The sequence below is a fragment of the Streptomyces sp. CB02923 genome (assembly GCF_001905005.1).
Lineage (GTDB): Bacteria > Actinomycetota > Actinomycetes > Streptomycetales > Streptomycetaceae > Streptomyces.
In genome coordinates, this window is the sequence record NZ_LWKZ01000025.1 from 442726 (window position 1) to 463491 (window position 20766).

Here is a 20766-nt window from a genome sequence, read left to right on the forward strand (position 1 = left end):
CCGCACCGCGCGATACCGTCCGCACGTCCCGCTCTCTGAGCAGGCCACCGACGAAACCACCGACTGCTCCGAGGCCGAAGCCCGCTGCCACCAGTCCGGTGCGGCTCACCGTTCGCATGGCTTACTCCTTGTTGTGGGGGTTTCCACGTGGATGTGCGCCATACCCGATCGCATCGTATCCACGGTCCGCGTACGCGGGTACCGCCACACAGCAAAGGGCGGGCCGTGTTCCGCAATTCGCCGGGAACACGGCCCGCCCTCCGGGCAGGGGAGACTCGGATCAGTCCTCTTCGTCCTTCTCTTCGGCGAGGCTCTTGTCGAGCACCCGGCCCTCGCCGGGCGCCAGAGTGCCGAGGATGCGCTCCAGGTCGTCTATCGAGGCGAACTCGACGACGATCTTGCCCTTCTTCTGTCCGAGGTCGACCTTCACCCGGGTCTCGAAGCGGTCGGACAGCCGGGAGGCGAGGCCGGTCAGGGCAGGGGACACCCGGGCACCGGCCCGCGGCTTCTTCGCCTTGGAAGTGTGGGCAGGCTCGGATGCCATCACCCGGACGATCTCCTCGACCGAACGGACCGACAGTCCCTCGGCGACGATGCGGCGCGCCAGCCGGTCCTGCTCCTCCACGTCGTCCACGGCGAGCAGAGCGCGGGCGTGTCCGGCGGAGAGCACTCCCGAGGCGACCCTGAGCTGCACGGACGTCGAGAGCTTCAGCAGCCGCAGGGTGTTGGAGACCTGCGAGCGCGACCGGCCGATGCGGTCGGCCAGCTCGTCGTGGGTGCACTTGAAGTCCCGCAGCAACTGGTCGTACGCCGCGGCCTCTTCCAGCGGGTTCAGCTGGGCCCGGTGGAGGTTCTCCAGCAGTGCGTCCAGCAGCAGCTTCTCGTCGTCGGTCGCGCGGACGATCGCCGGGATCTTCTCCAGGCCCGCCTCACGGCAGGCCCGCCAGCGGCGCTCGCCCATGATGAGCTCGTACCGCTGGGGCCCTGTCTGCCGGACGACCACCGGCTGGAGGAGGCCGACCTCCTGGATGGAGGTGACCAGTTCGGCGAGGGCCTCCTCGTCGAAGACCTCGCGCGGCTGCCGCGGGTTGGGTGTGATCGCGTCAAGCGGCAGTTCGGCGAAGTGCGCCCCGGGGACCTCCTCCGCCGTGTCCGCCACCGCTACGTTCTCCGGCGGCTCTTCCGTTTCACGTGAAACGGTTTTGGCCGCGATCGAGGTGACCTTCGCTGCCGCCACTCCGCGGTCCGGTGGCAGGGTCGGCACCGCGGACGGCGATGTCGCTCCCCGGCTCACCGCAGGGCGGGCGCTGTCCGCTGCCTGCGGTGCCGCGGGGATCAGCGCACCGAGCCCACGGCCCAGTCCTCTACGTCGTTCGCTCACTGATTCCCCTCCGACATGCTGTGCTGTGGTTCGTAGTTCACGGTGAGCCCCTCGGTGCCGGTCCCGGCCCGGCCGGCTCCACGCAAGGCGATTTCCCGGGCTGCTTCGAGGTAGGAGAGCGAGCCGCTGGACCCCGGGTCGTAGGTGAGCACCGTCTGCCCATAGCTGGGGGCCTCGGAGATGCGTACCGAGCGGGGGATGCTGGTACGCAGCACCTCGCTCCCGAAGTGGTTGCGCACCTCGTCCGCGACCTGGGAGGCCAGCCGGGTCCGGCCGTCGTACATGGTGAGCAGGATCGTCGACACATGGAGCTTCGGGTTGAGGTGCCCGCGCACCAGGTCGACATTGCGCAGCAGCTGGCCGAGTCCTTCCAGTGCGTAGTACTCGCACTGGATGGGGATCAGCACCTCGGCACCGGCGACCAGAGCGTTGACGGTCAGCAGGCCGAGCGAGGGCGGGCAGTCGATGAGGATGTAGTCCAGCGGCTGTTCGTACGCCTTGATGGCCCGGTCCAGTCGGCTTTCCCGCGCCACCAGCGAGACCAGTTCGATCTCGGCGCCGGCCAGGTCGATCGTGGCGGGCGCGCAGAACAGGCCTTCCACATCAGGCACCGGCACCACGACGCCGGACAGCGGCTTGCTCTCCACCAGCACGTCATAGATGGAGGGAACTTCGGCGTGATGGTCGATGCCCAGGGCGGTGGAGGCGTTGCCCTGCGGATCGAGGTCGATGACCAGGACGCGGGCGCCGTGCAGGGCCAGGGAAGCGGCAAGGTTGACCGTCGTGGTGGTCTTGCCGACTCCGCCCTTCTGGTTGGCGACCACCATGACCCGGGTTGCCTCGGGCCGGGGCAGTGCTTCTCCGGAGCGGCCTAGTGTCTGAACCGCCAGCTGAGCTGCACGACCGATCGGGGTGTCGTCCATCGGGGGCGGCGTTTCACGTGAAACGTCCTCCCCGAGCGACTCGCTACGGGGACCGGGGACCGGGTCGGTCATCGGTCCCGCGATGTTGGCGTCGGACCGCAAGGATTCACTCTCCTCGACATCAGGCTCGCAGTGCTCAGAGCCTGCCATGCTTTCGGTGTCGTGAACCAGTGAGGTCCGCTCTCCTGTGGATGAACCCACCTCTGTGGATACTTCCGTGACCCGTGTGGGTTTCCGGTCACGCGGCGCGGCAGCCGCGCGACCACGGCTGATGATTCCATGCAGCAGAGAACGACGTTTCACGTGAAACACGATGACAGTGTCGCGTCCGTTTTGTGCGCGACACTCCGCTTTATGTCGTTTTGTTGGTTTTACCGGGGTAATCAGCGAGAGCGCAGACCCCGCTCAGCGACGCCGCCCCCTCTGGGCCCGGCTGGGCCTGGCCGCCTTCGCGCGCTTGGCCGCGAAGCGCACACCACCGGGGCTTTCGCCGACCTCCACCCGCACGACGGTCGACATCGGGTCGACGATCCCCTCGCCGACCTGGACGACCGAGGTCTCCACGACCCCGAGCTTGCTCAGTGCGGCACGGGCGCCCTTCAGCTCCTCCTCGGCGGTGTCCCCCTTGAGAGCCAGCATCTCGCCGTAGGGGCGCAGCAGCGGCACACCCCAGCCCGCCAGCCGGTCGAGCGGAGCCACGGCACGCGCGGTCACCACATGCACCTGCGGGAGCTTGTCCATGACCTCCTCGGCACGGCCACGCACCACCGTGACGTGGTCCAGCCCGAGCAGCTCGACCACCTCCTGCAGGAAGTTCGTCCGCCGCAGCAGCGGCTCCAGCAGCGTGATCTTGAGGTCCGGCCGCACCAGGGCCAGCGGGATGCCCGGCAGCCCGGCGCCCGAGCCGACATCGCAGACGGTGACGCCCGCGGGCACCACCTCGGAGAGCACCGCGCAGTTCAGCAGATGCCGCTCCCACAGCCGCGGCACCTCGCGCGGGCCGATCAGTCCTCGCCGTACGCCCGCGTCGGCGAGCAGCTCGCCGTAGCGCACAGCCTCCGGGAAACGCTCGCCGAACACCTCACGCGCCACTTCCGGCGCCGGTGGGAGCTCCGCTGCTGCGTCGTCCGTCACGGGGACCGCCCTTCCTCTGGACTGTTATAAGGCTGACAAGATGTGGCCCCGCCTGCGGGACAGACGGGGCCGGTGACATCAAGGCTGTTCGAGGACTCTGGCCGTCAGGCCGGGAGGACCACCACACAGCGCGCGGGCTCTTCGCCCTCGGACTCGCTGCGCAGTCCGGCCGCCGCCACGGCGTCGTGCACGACCTTGCGCTCGAACGGCGTCATCGGGCTCAGCTTCACCGGCTCGCCGGTGCCCTTGGCCTCCTCCGCCGCCTTCGCGCCCAGCTCCGCGAGCTCCTCGCGCTTCTGGGCCCGGAATCCCGCGATGTCCAGCATCAGGCGGCTGCGGTCACCGGTCTCGCGGTGCACCGCCAGCCGGGTCAGCTCCTGGAGCGCCTCCAGCACCTCGCCGTCCCGGCCCACCAGCTTCTGCAGGTCGCGGCTGGTCGAGTCGCTGATGATCGACACTGCGGCGCGGTCGGCCTCGACGTCCATGTCGATGTCACCGTCGAGGTCGGCGATGTCCAGCAGACCCTCGAGGTAGTCGGCCGCGATCTCACCCTCCTGCTCCAGGCGGGAGAGGGTGTCGGTCCCCTCAGCGGCCGGGGTCCCCCCTGTCGACGACGAGGGGCGGGTCGTGTCCGTCACGGAAGGACTCCTTCTTACTTCTTGGACGGGTGCTTGGGCCGCTGCTGGCCCTTGCGCTGTCCGGACTTGGCGTTACGTGAGCCGGAGGCGGAGGATCCGCCCTTCGGCTTGCTGTCCTGCGGTGCCTGCTTCTCCAGGGACTGCTTCTTCGAAGCGTCCCCGTCGGAGGCACCGGAAGCACTGGAGCCGGACCCCGCGCGGGTGCGCCGCTGCTGCTCATTGCCGGCACCGGCCGGCTTGGCGCCGGTGGTGGGCTGGGTCTGGCGCTTGGCCTTGGTCTGCCGCTTGGGCTGCTGCCGGTTCTGGCGCGCCTCCTCGGCGACCTTCTTGGCCTCGACCTCGGCCGGGTCCTCCGTGATCTTGCCCTTGGCCCGGAGCCGCTGCTGGCGCTCGTCGAAGGCCTTGCTGCCCGGGGTCGGGTTCCGGCGGATGACGAACATCTGCTGGCCCATGGTCCAGACGTTGGTGGTCAGCCAGTACAGGAGAACGCCGACGGGGAAGCCGGGGAAGCCGATACCGAACACGGCGAACATGACCGGGAAGACGTACATCAGCATCTTCTGCTGCTGCATGAACGGCGTCTTCACCGTCAGGTCGACGTTCTTGGTCATCAGCTGGCGCTGCGTGTAGAACTGCGAGGCCGACATCAGGACGATCATGATGACGGTGACCACGCGGACGTTGGTGACCGTCGCGCCCAGGGCTTCGAGCTTCTCCGGCGTGTCCAGGAACTTGGCGGCCAGCGGAGCGCCGAAGATGTGCGCCTTCTGCGCGCTCTCCAGCAGCGACTGGTTGATGACGCCGACCGTCTGGTTGTTCGCGATGTGGCTGAGGACCTGGTACAGCGAGATGAAGAACGGCGACTGCGCCAGGATCGGCAGGCAGCTGGAGAGCGGGTTGGTGCCCGTCTCCTTGTACAGCTTCATCATCTCTTCGGACTGACGCTGCTTGTCGCTCTTGTAGCGCTCCTGGATCGCCTTCATCTTCGGCTGGAGCGCCTGCATGTTCCGCGTCGACTTGATCTGCTTCACGAAGAGCGGGATCAGGCAGACACGGATCAGCACCACCAGCGAGACGATGGACAGACCCCAGGCCGCGCCACTGTTCTCGTCGAAGATGAGGCTGTAGAACGAGTGGAACTGGACGATGATCCAGGAAACTGCGTAATAGAGAGGACTGAGGATCGTGTCCACGAATCAGGCTCCTTGGGCGGTGGGCTGAGTCTCAGGCTGTGCGGCAGGCTCAGGGACGGTGGACCCGCCCAGGCGGCTCCTCAGCCGCTGATGCCAGACCGGACGCTTCCGGGGTGGGACGTGGTCGACGCCACCTGGCGACCACGGGTTGCAACGCAGGATGCGCCAAGCCGTCAGCGCGGTCCCTTTCACGGCGCCGTGCCGGTCGATGGCCGTGTAGCCATAGTGGGAGCACGACGGGTAGTACCGGCAGACCGGCCCCAGCAAGGGGCTGATGGTCCACTGGTACAGCTTGATCAACAGCAGCAGCGGGTACTTCACCGCGGAGCCCTCCCCTGACCTCGGGTGGGGGAATTCCCGTCCAGCAGTCGCTGCAGCGCGGCGTCCAGGTCACGGGCCAGCTGGTCGTGACCCGCATCACCCGCACCGGGCAGCGCCCGTACGACAACCAGGCTACCGGCGGGCAGCCGGTCCAGCCGGTCGTGCACGAGGTGGCGCAACCGCCGCTTGACCTTGTTGCGGACCACGGCACCGCCGATGGCCTTGCTCACGACGAAACCCGCACGCGCCGGGGGAGGGTTCTCCCCCGCTGCGTGCGGGTCCGTTACACCGCTGCGTAGATGGACGACGAGGAGCGGGCGCCCGGCCCTGCGTCCCCGGCGTACCGCGGTCGCAAAGTCCTCGCGCCGCCTCAGCCGATGCTCGGAAGGCAGCACGTCATGGACCTAGCTCAGGGCTCAGGCCGACAGGCGGGCGCGACCCTTGCCGCGGCGGGACGCGAGGATCGCGCGGCCGGCACGGGTACGCATACGCAGGCGGAAGCCGTGGGTCTTCGCACGACGGCGGTTGTTCGGCTGGAAGGTGCGCTTGCTCACTCGGGGGCTCCAGAGATGCTTGGTGTCTCCGGGGAGACAGGTGTGGGGCGTCGAAGGCTGTCACCGTGCGCCCACGAGTAGCTCGCAACGCCCGAGTGCACCGCTACTTCGATCACTAGAGCGCGATCTTTGCCCATCGGAGGCAGGCGGCAGCAGCCATCGACAACTCGACCTGGTTACGGTACGCGCGGCGGCGTCATCCGGTCAAACCGGCCCTCTGCCGGGACACACTATGCACAGCCTGTGGACAACAACTTGAATCACCAGGGTCGCCCTGACTACCGTGGGTCAACTCCGATTCCTTCCCGCCCGTCCTGAGAATCACACATTCGTGGGACCAGTGAGAGAGCGTGCTCTGTGGCTGACGTACCTGCCGATCTTGCCGCAGTGTGGCCACGTGTACTTGATCACCTCCTACGTGCGGAGAGCGACAGCCTCAAGCCGAAGGACCAGGACTGGCTGAAGCGGACCCAGCCGCTGGCGCTGGTGGCCGACACCGCCCTGCTGGCCGTTCCCAACGAATTCGCCAAGGGCGTGCTGGAAGGCCGGCTCGCGCCGCTCATCGGCGAGGCGCTGAGCCACGAGTGCGGCCGCCCGATCCGGATCGCGATCACCGTCGACGACTCCGCCGAGGAGCCGCATTCCCCGCAGCCGCTTCCGCCGTCCCCGTCGTCGGCACACGTACAGCAGCAGCGCCACCAGCCCCAGCAGCCCCAGCAGCAGCCGGGGCAACCGGGTCCGCAGCACGACGCGTACGGCGGTTACGACAGCCGGCAGGGCGACGGCTACGACAACCGGCAGGGTTACGGCCACCAGGAAGACGACCTGCCGCACGTACGTCCCGCGTATCCGGAGTACCAGCAGCAGCACCAGCAGCCCCGGCACGAGCCGGGCGCCTGGCCGCAGCACTCCGGCATGGGCGGTCAGGGCGGGCACGGCCCCCGCGAGGACTACGGGTGGCAGCAGCAGCGCCTCGGCGGCTTCCCCGAGCGGGACCCTTACGCGACGCCGCCCCCCGCTCACGTACAGCAGCACCAGCACCCCCAGCGGTCACAGAACGACTACCGCTCGCCGGCCCCCGAGCACACCGGCCCGCCGCAGCACCAGCACTCCGAGGGCCGCTCCCCCTACGACCAGCAGCAGCCGCAGCGCCGCGACCTGTCCGAGCACCAGCCGCCCGCCCATATCCAGAACCCCGGCCCCGGCGGGCTGCCCGCGCCCAGCGGCGCCCCCGGTCCGCTCGCCGCGCAGCCCGCGCCCGCGACCGGCCCCGGCGAGCCGACCGCGCGGCTGAACCCGAAGTACCTCTTCGACACCTTCGTCATCGGCGCTTCCAACCGCTTCGCGCACGCCGCGGCGGTCGCCGTGGCGGAGGCGCCGGCCAAGGCGTACAACCCCTTGTTCATCTACGGGGAGTCCGGTCTCGGCAAGACGCACCTGCTGCACGCCATCGGGCACTACGCACGCAGCCTCTACCCGGGCACCCGGGTGCGGTACGTCAGCTCGGAGGAGTTCACCAACGAGTTCATCAACTCCATCCGCGACGGCAAGGCGGACGCGTTCCGCAAGCGCTACCGCGACATGGACATCCTGCTCGTCGACGACATCCAGTTCCTGGCCAGCAAGGAGTCGACGCAGGAGGAGTTCTTCCACACCTTCAACACGCTGCACAACGCGAACAAGCAGATCGTGCTGTCCTCGGACCGGCCGCCCAAGCAGCTGGTGACCCTGGAGGACCGGCTGCGCAACCGCTTCGAGTGGGGCCTGATCACCGACGTCCAGCCGCCGGAGCTGGAGACCCGGATCGCGATCCTGCGCAAGAAGGCGGTGCAGGAGCAGCTGAACGCGCCGCCGGAGGTGCTGGAGTTCATCGCCTCCCGCATCTCGCGCAACATCCGCGAACTGGAGGGGGCGCTCATCCGCGTCACCGCCTTCGCCTCCCTGAACCGCCAGCCGGTGGACCTGGGCCTGACGGAGATCGTCCTCAAGGACCTGATCCCCGGCGGCGAGGACGCGGCGCCCGAGATCACCGCGACCGCCATCATGGCCGCGACCGCCGACTACTTCGGGCTGACGGTGGACGACCTGTGCGGATCCTCGCGCAGCCGCGTCCTGGTGACGGCGCGGCAGATCGCCATGTACCTGTGCCGTGAGCTGACGGATCTGTCGCTGCCGAAGATCGGCGCGCAGTTCGGCGGGCGCGACCACACGACGGTGATGCACGCCGACCGCAAGATCCGGGCGCTGATGGCCGAGCGCCGCTCCATCTACAACCAGGTGACCGAGCTGACGAACCGGATCAAGAACGGCTGACGCGGCCTCAGTCAGGGGCCGGCCAGAGCTTCGAGGGCGCCCCGGGACGTATCTGCTCCCGGGGCGCCCTTCGGCGTTCGGGGGGCGTCTCCGGCCTCCGGGGCCTGGCGGTGCCTCCCGCGGCTCCGTGGGCCTACTCCGTACGTAGGCGCGGCTGATGCGGATGTGCGGGGCTGCTGGTGCGGACGTACGGGCAGCCGCGCCCGTACATGGATGTACGGGCGTACGGACCACCCGCCCCGCGACGTACGACCGTCCGCCCAACGCCATACGACCGTCCGCCCAGCATCCGCAGAGCGCCCTCGAAGCGCCCTCGAAGTTCCCTCAGAACGCCTCACAGTCCGCCCGGAACGTCCTCCGACCCCCTCCTGAACCCCCGCTTCCGCCCCCTCCGGCAGCGTCCCCGCACCGTCCCGATCCCGCCTCGACTCCCTGGGAGGACCCCGCTCTGTTCGATTCCGCGTCAGGTCACGGCCGTACTCCACAGATTGGCCAAGATTCTTCCGTCCACATGCTGGGGACTGGGAAGTTATCCCTGTGGCTTCCACAGGAGGGGCGGTCGCAGGGGCATCAGCCGAGGTCAGCGAGGTGTGGATTTGTGGCTAACACTCATCCACAGGGTGTGGACAGAGATTTCGTCCACAGGGGGTCGAACGCGTTGTCCACTGCCCGCCCACAGGTGGCTCGCCCTTGTCCCCAACTTCTCCACACCCCTGTCCACTGTTCGGCAAGGCAACACCCGGGCTCACCGGGGCGAGTGAAAGGCGTCACACCAAGGTGCCGGATTGGGCTGTGGGGAACCGGGGTAAAGCTGGGGACAGGACTGGGGAGAAGTAGGGCTCCCCTGTGCATCGGGTGTGCATGAAGAGAGTCAGTCCACAGATCCGGCTGCTTATCCACGGCTGCCGCCCACAGGCCCGGTGGACAAAAAAACCGCGTTGACCTGCACAGATTCAGTTGTCCACGGTTTCCACAGGCCCTACTACTACGACCACAGATAGCTACCGGGGAACTCGTTTCGAATCGGGTCCTGTGCACAACTTGGGGATCGGTCGTCCGACGCCTCTCGACCCGACTTGACCCCGAGCCGCAACGGCTGCCGGTCACGTACGTCAGACTGGTCTCCGGCGACCCAGCCGACGAAGAAGGCCAGCAGGGCGAGAGCCAGCAACAGCAGGAGGCGGTTTCCGGTGAAGATCCGGGTGGAGCGCGATGTACTCGCGGAGGCAGTGGCCTGGGCGGCCAAGAGCCTCCCGGCCCGTCCGCCGGTGCCCGTCCTCGCGGGCCTGCTGCTGAAGGCGGAGGAAGGCAGCCTGAGCCTCTCCGGCTTCGACTACGAGGTGTCGGCGCGCGTCTCCGTGGACGCGGACGTCGAAGAGGAAGGCACCGTCCTGGTCTCCGGCCGCCTGCTGGCCGACATCTGCCGCTCCCTCCCCAACCGCCCGGTGGAGATTTCCACCGACGGTGTACGAGTCACCGTCGTCTGCGGCTCTTCGCGCTTCACACTCCACACGCTTCCTGTGGAGGAGTACCCGGCACTGCCGCAGATGCCGACCGCCACCGGCACCGTGCCCGGTGAGGTCTTCGCCTCCGCCGCCGCCCAGGTCGCCATCGCCGCAGGCCGTGACGACACCCTCCCGGTGCTCACCGGTGTGCGGATCGAGATCGAGGGCGACACGGTCACCCTGGCCTCCACCGACCGCTACCGCTTCGCGGTGCGCGAGTTCCTGTGGAAGCCGGAAAGCCCGGACGCCTCCGCGGTGGCGCTGGTGCCCGCCAAGACGCTGCTGGACACCGCCAAGTCCCTCAGCAGCGGCGACAGCGTCACGCTGGCGCTGTCCGGCTCGGGCGCCGGTGAGGGCCTGATCGGCTTCGAGGGCGCGGGCCGCCGGACGACCACGCGGCTGCTGGAGGGCGACCTCCCGAAGTACCGGACGCTCTTCCCCACCGAGTTCAACTCGGTCGCCGTGATCGAGACCGCCCCCTTCGTCGAGGCCGTCAAGCGTGTGGCGCTGGTCGCCGAGCGGAACACGCCGGTGCGCCTGAGCTTCGAGCAGGGTGTGCTCATCCTGGAGGCCGGCTCCAGCGACGACGCACAGGCTGTGGAGCGGGTGGACGCGGACCTGGAGGGCGACGACATCTCCATCGCCTTCAACCCCGGCTTCCTCCTGGAGGGCCTGTCGGCCATCGACTCCCCGGTGGCCCAGCTGTCCTTCACCACCTCGACCAAGCCGGCGCTCCTCAGCGGCCGCCCGGCCAAGGACGCCGAGGCGGACGACGCGTACAAGTACCTGATCATGCCGGTGCGCCTCTCCGGCTGATCCGCCCTGGCTGATCGCTTCCGTACGGCCGTCCGCCGACGGAAGTCACCCGGGAGTTTTCACTCCGCCCCTGATACACCAGCGCTGCGTGCGTGCATCAGGGGCGGAGTTGTTTTTCTGTGGGGCGACTGTAAACAGTTTTTCCGGGGCGTTGTGCAAGATCACGGAATTCGACACGCAGTACCTTTCAGGCCGAGATCTTCTTTCTGCGTTTCCGTGCTGAATAGCGGCTGACGGGAGAAATGCGATTTCTGACCTCTACGGGAAACCCGGTACGACGAGACGCAGTCCACCTCCATATCCCGCCTCGAATCCCACGCTGCAGCACGCCGGATCGGGCAGGCGGCCGATGGCGGGCAAAAACTATCCACAGCCGGTGGATACAGCCTCGCCCCACCGGCCCAGCCGCTGGTCACCGTGCTGCCGCTACCGCCCCGTGGGTCGAGTCTGTGGAAAAGCAGTCGGCGACAGCGCGGCATGACGTCGTCCGGAGCGGCGGAACAGTGACAGCACGGAGCGACGCGAAGGAAGCCTTTTCGAGTGAGCTGGTGCCCGCGGCCCGCGGCGGCACAGTGGCCGGGAATACCCGGTCGATCGCGGCGGGCTGGCACCGGAGATCCCCCGCGAGGCGTACCTCGCTTCGGCTGTCGCCCGCCCGTAACCGAAAAGGTGAAAGGCCCGGGAACAACGCCCCGCTCTGCCGCCGGTTGTCCACAGGTGTGGGGGGCGGGCCGCCGCGTCGTGGCTTCGAGCGTAAACTCGACGCGTAGGGCGGGGATGTGCCGTAACGCAACGTAAGGGGTACTGATGGAGCTCGGTCTCGTCGGTCTCGGCAAGATGGGCGGCAACATGCGCGAGCGCATCCGCCGCGCAGGCCACACCGTCATCGGATACGACCGCAACCCGGACCTGGCTGATGTCCACAGCCTCAAGGAACTGGTGGACGGGCTCAAGGGGCCGCGCGTGGTGTGGGTCATGGTGCCCGCCGGCGATGCGACCCAGGCGACCATCGACGAGCTGGGCGAGCTGCTGTCCCCCGGTGATGTCGTGGTGGACGGCGGAAACTCCCGCTGGACCGACGACGAGAAGCATTCCGAGGAGCTGCGCGCCAAGGGCATCGGCTTCGTCGACTGCGGCGTCTCGGGCGGTGTCTGGGGCCTGGAGAACGGCTACGCGCTGATGTACGGCGGCTCCACGGAGGACGTCGCCAAGGTGCAGTCGGTCTTCGACGCGCTCAAGCCGGAGGGCGACTTCGGTTCGGTGCACGCCGGCAAGGTCGGCGCGGGCCACTTCGCCAAGATGGTCCACAACGGCATCGAGTACGCCATGATGCAGGCCTACGCCGAGGGCTGGGAGCTGCTGGAGGCGGTCGACTCGGTCACCGATGTGCGCGAGGTCTTCCGCTCCTGGCAGGAGGGCACGGTCATCCGTTCCTGGCTGCTGGACCTGGCGGTCAACGCGCTGGACGACGACGAGCACCTGGAGAAGCTCCGGGGCTTCGCCGCCGACTCCGGCGAGGGCCGCTGGACGGTCGAGGCCGCGATCGACAACGCCGTACCGCTGCCCGCGATCACGGCGTCGCTCTTCGCGCGCTTCGCCTCCCGCCAGGACGACTCGCCGCAGATGAAGATGATCGCGGCGCTGCGGAACCAGTTCGGCGGCCACGCCGTCGAGAACGCGAAGAAGTAGCACCGCGAAGAGACAGACCGCGGAGCAAGCAGAACCGCGGAGAAGCAGGCCCGCGAAGCACTGAGCAAGCGGAGCAGCAGAACCGCGGAGCAGTAACCAAGCAGTCCGGTAGCAGCACAGTCCGGTAGCCGGGGGAGGTCGGCGCGCCACATGCACGTATCGCATCTCTCGCTCGCCGACTTCCGCTCGTACGCCCGGGTCGAGGTCCCGCTCGACCCGGGCGTCACCGCTTTCGTGGGCCCCAACGGGCAGGGCAAGACCAACCTCGTCGAGGCGGTCGGCTATCTGGCCACCCTGGGCAGCCACCGGGTCTCCTCCGACGCTCCACTGGTGCGGATGGGCGCCGAGCGGGCGATCGTGCGGGCCGCGGTCGTCCAGGGCGAGCGACAGCAGCTGGTGGAGCTGGAGCTGAACCCGGGCAAGGCCAATCGGGCCCGCATCAACAGGTCGTCGCAGGTCAGGCCGCGTGACGTGCTGGGGATCGTACGGACGGTGCTGTTTGCGCCGGAGGACCTGGCGCTGGTCAAGGGCGATCCGGGGGAGCGCCGCCGCTTCCTGGACGAGCTGATCACGGCGCGTTCGCCGCGGATGGCGGGCGTGCGCTCGGACTACGACCGGGTGCTCAAGCAGCGCAACACGCTCCTGAAGAGCGCGGCGCTGGCGCGTCGGCACGGCGGCCGTCAGATGGACCTGTCGACGCTCGACGTGTGGGACCAGCACCTGGCGCGCGTCGGCGCGGAGCTGCTGGCCCAGCGTCTGGACCTGATCGCCACGCTCCAGCCGCTGGCCGACAAGGCGTACGAGCAACTGGCGCCGGGCGGCGGCCCGCTGGCCATGGAGTACCGCGGCTCGGCCGGTGACGGTGCGGACGGGGCCACCACGCGGGAGGAGCTGTACGGGCTGCTGACCGAAGCGCTCGGCGCGGCCCGTAAGAACGAGATCGAGCGCGGGGTGACGCTGGTCGGTCCGCACCGCGACGACCTGGTGCTCAAGCTGGGGCAGCTGCCCGCCAAGGGGTACGCGAGCCACGGCGAGTCCTGGTCGTACGCGCTCGCGCTGCGGTTGGCCTCGTACGACCTGCTGCGTGGCGAGGGCAACGAGCCGGTGCTGGTGCTCGACGACGTGTTCGCGGAGCTGGACAGCCGGCGGCGGGAGCGGCTGGCCGAGCTGGTGGCGCCCGGTGAGCAGGTGCTGGTGACCGCGGCGGTGGACGACGACGTGCCGGGGGTGCTGTCCGGGGCCCGGTTCGCGGTGTCCGAGGGCGTCGCGGAGAAGGTCTCACCGTGAGCGGGCGACGGAGCCGGTGATGAGCGGCGAGCCACCGGACCGGCCCTCCGAGGAGTCCTCGGAGCGGCCGCCCGGCGCCGAGCAGCCCAAGCCCCCGGAGCTGTCCGGGATCGATCTGGCCCGGCAGGCGCTGGTCGCGGCCAAGGAGCAGGCGAAGGCGCGGGGCGCCGCGGCGCAGCAGAAGAAGCAGGCGCGCCGTGGCGGTCTGCGATCCGGCGCGCGCGCCGACGGGCGCGATCCACTGCCGCTGGGTGCGGCGATCAACCGGTTGATCACGGAGCGCGGCTGGGAGACCCCGGCGGCGGTCGGCGGCGTCATGGGGCGCTGGCCGCAGCTGGTGGGCCCGGAGGTGGCGCAGCACTGCGAGCCGCAGAAGTACGACGAGGACGCGCGCGTGCTGACGGTGCAGTGCGACTCGACGGTGTGGGCGACGCAGCTGCGGCTGCTGGCGCCGCAGCTCGTGGCGCGGCTGAACCAGGATCTGGGCCAGGGCACCGTAAAGATGATCAAGGTGCTGGGTCCGGGTGGTCCGGCGCGGCGGTACGGGCCGCTGCGGGCGCCCGGCAGCAAGGGTCCCGGGGACACATACGGCTGAGGCGGACGCATGGTACGGGTGAGACTCCGCTCACCGTAGCCGGAGGTTGACAGCCCGAAGCGCTGAGCGCCCTCTTGAGCGTCCTGGGGCCCCTTCGCAGATATGGGGAGTCGGCCAACGGCACTTCAGGGCGGCACATGACGACTCAGGCGCCCGCAAACCCCCATTAGTGTCGGCGCTACCGGTAGACTGGTAGCAATCCCGCCCACTCGCGGAACATGTCGAACGACGCAGCCGCCCTGCTTCTGATGGAGGCGGCTCGTGCTGTGCCAGAAAGGGCGCTTCGTGGCCGACTCCGGCGACCTCAACGAGAACAACACGGCTTCTACTGAAGAGGGGGTTCCTGCCGGCGCCAGTGGCGACTCTCCCGAGGAGAAGTCGTACGACGCCAGCGCGATCACCGTCCTCGAGGGCCTGGACGCGGTCCGTAAGCGCCCCGGTATGTACATCGGCTCGACCGGCGAGCGTGGTCTGCACCACCTCGTCTACGAGGTCGTCGACAACTCCGTCGACGAGGCGCTGGCCGGGCACGCGGACACCATCGATGTGACGATCCTGCCGGACGGCGGCGTGCGCGTCGTCGACAACGGCCGCGGCATCCCCGTGGACATCGTGCCTTCGGAGAAGAAGCCGGCCGTCGAGGTCGTGCTGACGGTGCTGCACGCGGGAGGCAAGTTCGGCGGCGGCGGTTACGCGGTCTCCGGTGGTCTGCACGGCGTCGGCGTCTCCGTCGTCAACGCGCTGTCGCAGAAGGTCGCCGTCGAGGTCCAGCGGGACGGCTACCGCTGGACCCAGGACTACAAGCTCGGCGTGCCGACGGCTCCGCTGTCCCGTAACGAGGCCACCGACGAGACCGGCACCACGGTCACGTTCTGGGCCGACGGCGACATCTTCGAGACGACCGAGTACAGCTTCGAGACGCTGTCGCGCCGCTTCCAGGAGATGGCGTTCCTCAACAAGGGCCTGACGATCACGCTCACCGACGAGCGCGAGGCCCATGTGGACGAGGAGGGCAAGGCCCTCACGGTCAAGTACCACTACGAGGGCGGCATCGTCGACTTCGTGAAATACCTGAACTCGCGCAAGGGCGAGGTCGTCCACCCCACGGTGATCGACATCGAGGCCGAGGACAAGGAGCGGATGCTCTCCCTTGAGGTCGCGATGCAGTGGAACACCCAGTACACCGAGGGTGTCTACAGCTTCGCGAACACCATCCACACGCACGAGGGCGGTACGCACGAAGAGGGCTTCCGCTCGGCGATGACGGGTCTGATCAACCGTTACGCCCGGGACAAGAAGCTGCTGCGCGAGAAGGACGACAACCTCACGGGTGAGGACATCCGCGAGGGTCTGACGGCGATCATCTCCGTCAAGCTGGGCGAGCCGCAGTTCGAGGGCCAGACCAAGACGAAGCTGGGCAACACCGAGGCCAAGACCTTCGTGCAGAAGGTGGTCCACGAGCACCTGACGGACTGGCTCGACCGGAACCCGAACGAGGCCTCGGACATCATCCGCAAGGGCATCCAGGCCGCGACCGCGCGGGTGGCGGCCCGCAAGGCGCGGGACCTGACCCGGCGCAAGGGCCTGCTGGAGACGGCGTCGCTGCCCGGCAAGCTCTCGGACTGCCAGTCCAACGACCCGACCAAGTGCGAGATCTTCATCGTCGAGGGTGACTCCGCCGGCGGTTCGGCGAAGTCCGGCCGCGACCCGCAGTATCAGGCCATCCTGCCGATCCGCGGCAAGATCCTGAACGTGGAGAAGGCGCGGGTCGACAAGATCCTGCACAACAACGAGGTGCAGGCGCTGATCTCGGCCTTCGGTACCGGGGTCCACGAGGACTTCGACATCGAGAAGCTCCGCTACCACAAGATCATCTTGATGGCGGACGCCGACGTCGACGGCCAGCACATCAACACCCTGCTGCTCACCTTCCTCTTCCGCTTCATGCGGCCGCTGGTGGAGGCCGGGCACGTCTACCTCTCCCGCCCGCCGCTCTACAAGATCAAGTGGGGTCGCGACGACTTCGAGTACGCGTACTCGGACCGGGAGCGCAACGCCCTGATCGAGCTCGGCAAGCAGAACGGCAAGCGGATCAAGGACGACTCCGTCCAGCGCTTCAAGGGTCTGGGCGAGATGAACGCCGAGGAACTGCGCGTGACGACGATGGACGTCGACAGCCGGGTGCTCGGCCAGGTCTCGCTGGACGACGCGGCGCGCGCCGACGACCTGTTCTCGGTGCTGATGGGTGAGGACGTCGAGGCCCGGCGCTCCTTCATCCAGCGCAACGCCAAGGACGTCCGCTTCCTCGACATCTGAGCCCTGTCGGCCCTCCCCCGCCCGGTGCGGGGACCGCAGCAGCCGCAGCTCGAAAGGATTTTGAACAGCAATGGCCGACGAGAATCCCCCCCTGACCCCGGACGGCGTGACCGCCGACGGCACCGGCGCCGCCATCGAAGGCGTCGGAATGCGTGTCGAGCCCGTCGGGCTCGAAACGGAGATGCAGCGCTCCTACCTCGACTACGCGATGTCCGTCATCGTCTCGCGTGCGCTGCCGGACGTGCGGGACGGCCTCAAGCCGGTGCACCGCCGCGTCCTGTACGCGATGTACGACGGCGGTTACCGCCCCGAGAAGGGCTTCTACAAGTGCGCCCGCGTCGTCGGCGACGTGATGGGTACGTACCACCCGCACGGTGACTCCTCCATCTACGACGCCCTGGTCCGCCTGGCCCAGCCGTGGTCGATGCGGATGCCGCTGGTGGACTCCAACGGCAACTTCGGCTCGCCGGGCAACGACCCCGCCGCGGCCATGCGGTACACCGAGTGCAAGATGAAGCAGCTCTCCATGGAGATGCTGCGGGACATCGACGAGGAGACCGTCGATTTCCAGGACAACTACGACGGCCGCAACCAGGAGCCGACGGTCCTGCCGGCCCGCTTCCCGAACCTGCTGATCAACGGCAGCGCCGGTATCGCGGTCGGCATGGCGACCAACATCCCGCCGCACAACCTGCGCGAGGTCGCCGCCGGTGCCCAGTGGGCGCTGGAGAACCCCGAGGCGTCCAGCGAGGAGCTGCTGGACGCGCTCATCGAGCGGATCAAGGGCCCGGACTTCCCCACCGGCGCGCTGGTGGTGGGCCGCAAGGGCATCGAGGACGCGTACCGCACCGGCCGCGGCTCGATCACGATGCGTGCGGTGGTCGAGGTCGAGGAGATCCAGAACCGCCAGTGCCTGGTGGTCACGGAGCTGCCGTACCAGGTCAACCCGGACAACCTCGCGCAGAAGATCGCCGACCTGGTCAAGGACGGCAAGATCGGCGGCGTCGCCGACGTCCGCGACGAGACGTCCTCGCGTACCGGCCAGCGCCTGGTCATCGTCCTCAAGCGGGACGCCGTCGCCAAGGTCGTGCTGAACAACCTCTACAAGCACACCGACCTGCAGACGAACTTCGGCGCGAACATGCTCGCGCTGGTGGACGGCGTGCCGCGGACCCTGTCGCTGGACGCGTTCATCCGCAACTGGGTCAACCACCAGGTCGAGGTCATCGTCCGGCGGACGAAGTTCCGGCTGCGCAAGGCCGAGGAGCGGGCCCACATCCTGCGCGGTCTGCTCAAGGCGCTGGACGCGATCGACGAGGTCATCGCGCTCATCCGGCGCAGCCAGACGGTCGACGAGGCGCGCGAGGGCCTGATGGGCCTGCTGAGCATCGACGAGATCCAGGCCAACGCGATCCTGGAGATGCAGCTGCGCCGGCTGGCCGCCCTGGAGCGCCAGAAGATCACCGCCGAGCACGACGAGCTCCAGACGAAGATCAACGAGTACAACGCGATCCTCGCCTCGCCGGAGCGCCAGCGTCAGATCATCAGCGAGGAGCTGGCGGCGATCGTCGACAAGTTCGGCGACGACCGGCGCTCGATGCTGGTGCCCTTCGAGGGCGACATGTCCGTCGAGGACCTGATCGCCGAGGAGGACATCGTCGTCACGATCTCCCGTGGCGGCTATGTGAAGCGGACGAAGACCGACGACTACCGGTCGCAGAAGCGCGGCGGCAAGGGCGTACGGGGCACGAAGCTCAAGGAAGACGACATCGTCGACCACTTCTTCGTCTCCACCACCCACCACTGGCTGCTGTTCTTCACCAACAAGGGCCGGGTCTACCGGGCCAAGGCATACGAGCTGCCGGACGCCGGCCGGGACGCGCGCGGCCAGCACGTGGCCAACCTGCTCGCCTTCCAGCCGGACGAGCAGATCGCGCAGATCCTGGCGATCCGCGACTACGAGGCCACGCCGTATCTGGTGCTCGCCACCAAGGGCGGCCTGGTGAAGAAGACGCCCCTCAAGGACTACGACTCGCCGCGCTCCGGCGGCGTCATCGCCATCAACCTCCGGGAGACGGAGGAGGGCGCGGACGACGAGCTGATCGGCGCGGAACTGGTCTCCGGCGAGGACGACCTGCTGCTCATCAGCAAGAAGGCGCAGTCGATCCGGTTCACCGCCACGGATGAGGCCCTGCGTCCGATGGGACGCGCCACCTCGGGTGTCAAGGGCATGAGTTTCCGTGAGGGCGATGAACTGCTCTCGATGAATGTGGTGCGGGCCGGTACGTTCGTCTTCACCGCCACCGACGGCGGGTACGCCAAGCGCACCTCGGTGGACGACTACCGCGTGCAGGGTCGCGGTGGCCTCGGCATCAAGGCCGCCAAGATCGTGGAGGACCGGGGTGAGCTGGTCGGCGCCCTGGTGGTCGAGGAGACGGACGAGATTCTCGCCATCACGCTCAGCGGTGGCGTGATCCGTACGCGGGTCAGCGAGGTCAGGGAGACGGGCCGTGACACCATGGGCGTCCAACTGATCAACCTGGGCAAGCGCGATGCCGTGGTCGGTATCGCACGTAACGCCGAGGCCGGTCGGGAGGCCGAGGAGGTCGACGCGGGCGTGGAGCCCGGTGCGATCGACGAGGTGGCGGGTACCGAGTCTGCGGTGGCCGAGGGCGGCGAGCCCGCGGCGGAGTAACGCGAGGAGTAGGTCGTGAGTGGAGCCACGGGCGCTGCGGCGGGTGGATCGGGAGACAGGAAGAACTCCCGGTCGGGACCCGCAACCGTGACGGAGGACAGCGCCCGTGGCTCCGCCACGTCCGGCGGCACCTCGTCCGAGGACTCCTATCAGGGGGGAACCGTGACCGACAGGCGTCAGCCGCACCCGCATTCCGCGTCGCAGCCGCAGCCCCCTGCCCAGGGGCAGAGCGGCCCGGCGTCCGGAACCCAGGGCGGGGGCACCAAGGGTGGCCAGCAGCCGTACCAGCCGCCCCAGGCGTACCGATCGGATGCGGGACAGGGCGCGGGGGCGCAGCAGGGGGTGCGCCGGCCGCGTACGGGCGCCAGTACGACGCCGCGGACGCGCAAGGCCCGCCTGCGCGTCGCGCGGGCCGATCCGTGGTCGGTGATGAAGGTCAGCTTCCTGCTGTCCATCGCGCTCGGGGTCTGCACCATCGTGGCGGTCTCCGTGCTGTGGATGGTGATGGACGCGATGGGCGTCTTCACGACCGTCGGCGGCACGATCAGCGAGGCGACGAACGCGGGGGACGGCGGCGGCTTCGACCTCCAGACGTTCCTCTCGCTGCCGCGGGTGCTGCTGTTCACCGGGGTCATCGCGGTGATCGACGTCGTGCTCGCCACGGCGCTGGCCACGCTCGGGGCCTTCATCTACAACATCTCGGCCGGGTTCGTGGGCGGCGTGGAGCTGACCCTCGCCGAGGACGAGTGACGGCTGCGGGCATCCTCGGAGGGGCCGTGCGGCGGCCCCGTCCGGGGGCCCCGGGGCTCCCGGCGCACGATTTTGGGAATGCCTCTGAAGTGCGCTAATCTTTCGGTGCAGCGCGGGGCTATAGCTCAGACGGTTAGAGCGCTTCCCTGATAAGGAAGAGGCCACAGGTTCAAGTCCTGTTAGCCCCACCAGCGTGAAAGAGGCCCCACCGGAGACGGTGGGGCCTCTTTTGCGTTCCGGGGGATTCGGCGCGGGGTGGCGCACCGCTGTGCATTGGCCGGACCTAGGTCACCGATCGGTATCGGCCGGTGTGTATCATCGGCCCCCAGAGGTCCCCTACGTCAACGAAAGACGAGGTCGCGCGGTGAAGAAGCTTCTCCTGGTCGCACTGGCCGCCATCGGCGGGCTCCTCGTGTACCGCCAGATCCAGGCGGATCGCGCCGAGCAGGATCTGTGGACGGAGGCGACCGACTCCGTGCCCGCAGGTTCGGGTGTGTGAGACGCAGAGCAGTTCGTAGTCAACGTACGTACCCCGGCCACCGTGTGACGGTGACCGGGGTCTCGTGCGTCCGGGGGCGGGCGGCGTGCGGCGCGGCCGTTCCCGCGGGTTTGCCATAGCACATAATTAGCTTGCAAAAGCAAATATGGTGAGGGGT

The 20766-nt window shown here is 68.5% G+C and carries 17 protein-coding genes and 1 tRNA gene; 10 read left to right on the forward strand and 8 right to left on the reverse strand.

Annotated elements, in window-relative coordinates; genetic code table 11:
- Nucleotides 1–280 precede the first annotated feature (280 nt).
- The 8 genes from A6A06_RS30135 to rpmH form a co-directional block, all read right to left on the reverse strand.
- On the reverse strand, nt 281–1381 hold the full coding sequence (locus tag A6A06_RS30135) for a ParB/RepB/Spo0J family partition protein (protein WP_073765368.1): 1101 nt from the start codon (nt 1379–1381) through the stop codon (nt 281–283).
- Nucleotides 1378–2454, reverse strand: a complete 1077-nt coding sequence (locus A6A06_RS30140) for an AAA family ATPase (RefSeq protein ID WP_073765370.1) — start codon at nt 2452–2454, stop codon at nt 1378–1380. Before A6A06_RS30140 ends, A6A06_RS30135 begins: the two co-directional genes overlap by 4 nt.
- Nucleotides 2455–2709: 255 nt before the next feature.
- Nucleotides 2710–3438: a 16S rRNA (guanine(527)-N(7))-methyltransferase RsmG gene (gene rsmG / locus A6A06_RS30145; RefSeq protein WP_073765372.1), complete on the reverse strand. Its 729-nt coding sequence runs from the start codon at nt 3436–3438 to the stop codon at nt 2710–2712.
- Between the two features lie 104 nt (nt 3439–3542).
- Complete coding sequence (locus tag A6A06_RS30150; protein WP_073765374.1) at nt 3543–4076, reverse strand: Jag family protein; 534 nt, start codon at nt 4074–4076, stop codon at nt 3543–3545.
- Nucleotides 4077–4090: 14 nt separating this feature from the next.
- Nucleotides 4091–5269, reverse strand: coding sequence for a membrane protein insertase YidC (gene yidC / locus A6A06_RS30155; RefSeq protein ID WP_073765376.1), 1179 nt, complete (start codon nt 5267–5269; stop codon nt 4091–4093).
- 3 nt (nt 5270–5272) lie between these two features.
- Nucleotides 5273–5590, reverse strand: a complete 318-nt coding sequence (gene yidD / locus A6A06_RS30160) for a membrane protein insertion efficiency factor YidD (protein WP_073765378.1) — start codon at nt 5588–5590, stop codon at nt 5273–5275.
- A complete protein-coding gene (gene rnpA / locus A6A06_RS30165) occupies nt 5587–5985 on the reverse strand; it encodes a ribonuclease P protein component (protein WP_073765380.1) in 399 nt (132 codons plus the stop codon). The genes yidD and rnpA overlap by 4 nt, the downstream gene beginning before the upstream one ends.
- Before the next feature lie 21 nt (nt 5986–6006).
- Nucleotides 6007–6144 (reverse strand): 50S ribosomal protein L34, encoded by a 138-nt coding sequence (rpmH, locus tag A6A06_RS30170; protein ID WP_003949374.1) that lies wholly within the window; start codon nt 6142–6144, stop codon nt 6007–6009.
- A gap of 357 nt (nt 6145–6501) precedes the next feature.
- On the opposite strand from rpmH, the gene dnaA reads away from it, so the two are divergent.
- The 10 genes from dnaA to A6A06_RS43140 all read left to right on the forward strand — a co-directional run bounded on the left by dnaA (nt 6502) and on the right by A6A06_RS43140 (nt 20609).
- Nucleotides 6502–8457 (forward strand): chromosomal replication initiator protein DnaA, encoded by a 1956-nt coding sequence (gene dnaA, locus A6A06_RS30175; RefSeq protein ID WP_073765382.1) that lies wholly within the window; start codon nt 6502–6504, stop codon nt 8455–8457.
- A 1190-nt stretch (nt 8458–9647) separates the two neighbouring features.
- A complete protein-coding gene (gene dnaN / locus A6A06_RS30185; protein ID WP_073765385.1) occupies nt 9648–10778 on the forward strand; it encodes a DNA polymerase III subunit beta in 1131 nt (376 codons plus the stop codon).
- 807 nt (nt 10779–11585) lie between these two features.
- Complete coding sequence (gnd, locus tag A6A06_RS30190; RefSeq protein ID WP_073765387.1) at nt 11586–12467, forward strand: phosphogluconate dehydrogenase (NAD(+)-dependent, decarboxylating); 882 nt, start codon at nt 11586–11588, stop codon at nt 12465–12467.
- A 150-nt stretch (nt 12468–12617) separates the two neighbouring features.
- Nucleotides 12618–13754 (forward strand): DNA replication/repair protein RecF, encoded by a 1137-nt coding sequence (gene recF, locus A6A06_RS30195; RefSeq protein WP_073765389.1) that lies wholly within the window; start codon nt 12618–12620, stop codon nt 13752–13754.
- Nucleotides 13755–13773: 19 nt separating this feature from the next.
- Nucleotides 13774–14349: a DUF721 domain-containing protein gene (locus A6A06_RS30200; RefSeq protein ID WP_073765391.1), complete on the forward strand. Its 576-nt coding sequence runs from the start codon at nt 13774–13776 to the stop codon at nt 14347–14349.
- 285 nt (nt 14350–14634) lie between these two features.
- A complete protein-coding gene (gyrB, locus tag A6A06_RS30205) occupies nt 14635–16665 on the forward strand; it encodes a DNA topoisomerase (ATP-hydrolyzing) subunit B (RefSeq protein WP_073765989.1) in 2031 nt (676 codons plus the stop codon).
- Nucleotides 16666–16735: 70 nt separating this feature from the next.
- The gene (gyrA, locus tag A6A06_RS30210) at nt 16736–19360 is read left to right on the forward strand and encodes a DNA gyrase subunit A (protein WP_073765393.1); all 2625 of its coding nucleotides are present in this window, start codon (nt 16736–16738) and stop codon (nt 19358–19360) included.
- Between the two features lie 15 nt (nt 19361–19375).
- Nucleotides 19376–20110, forward strand: a complete 735-nt coding sequence (locus tag A6A06_RS30215) for a DUF3566 domain-containing protein (protein WP_443333801.1) — start codon at nt 19376–19378, stop codon at nt 20108–20110.
- A 114-nt stretch (nt 20111–20224) separates the two neighbouring features.
- A tRNA-Ile gene (locus A6A06_RS30220) sits at nt 20225–20301 on the forward strand.
- A gap of 173 nt (nt 20302–20474) precedes the next feature.
- Nucleotides 20475–20609 carry a DLW-39 family protein gene (locus A6A06_RS43140; protein ID WP_003958712.1) on the forward strand — a complete coding sequence of 45 codons (135 nt, stop codon included), beginning with the start codon at nt 20475–20477 and terminating at the stop codon, nt 20607–20609.
- Nucleotides 20610–20766 lie beyond the last annotated feature (157 nt).

Coding starts and splice junctions, on each gene's coding strand:
- A6A06_RS30140 (WP_073765370.1), bottom strand. CDS start 2,454: ATGGCAGGCTCTGAGCACTGCGAGCCTGATGTCGAGGAGAGTGAATCC.
- gnd (WP_073765387.1), top strand. CDS start 11,586: ATGGAGCTCGGTCTCGTCGGTCTCGGCAAGATGGGCGGCAACATGCGC.
- recF (WP_073765389.1), top strand. CDS start 12,618: ATGCACGTATCGCATCTCTCGCTCGCCGACTTCCGCTCGTACGCCCGG.
- A6A06_RS30200 (WP_073765391.1), top strand. CDS start 13,774: ATGAGCGGCGAGCCACCGGACCGGCCCTCCGAGGAGTCCTCGGAGCGG.
- gyrA (WP_073765393.1), top strand. CDS start 16,736: ATGGCCGACGAGAATCCCCCCCTGACCCCGGACGGCGTGACCGCCGAC.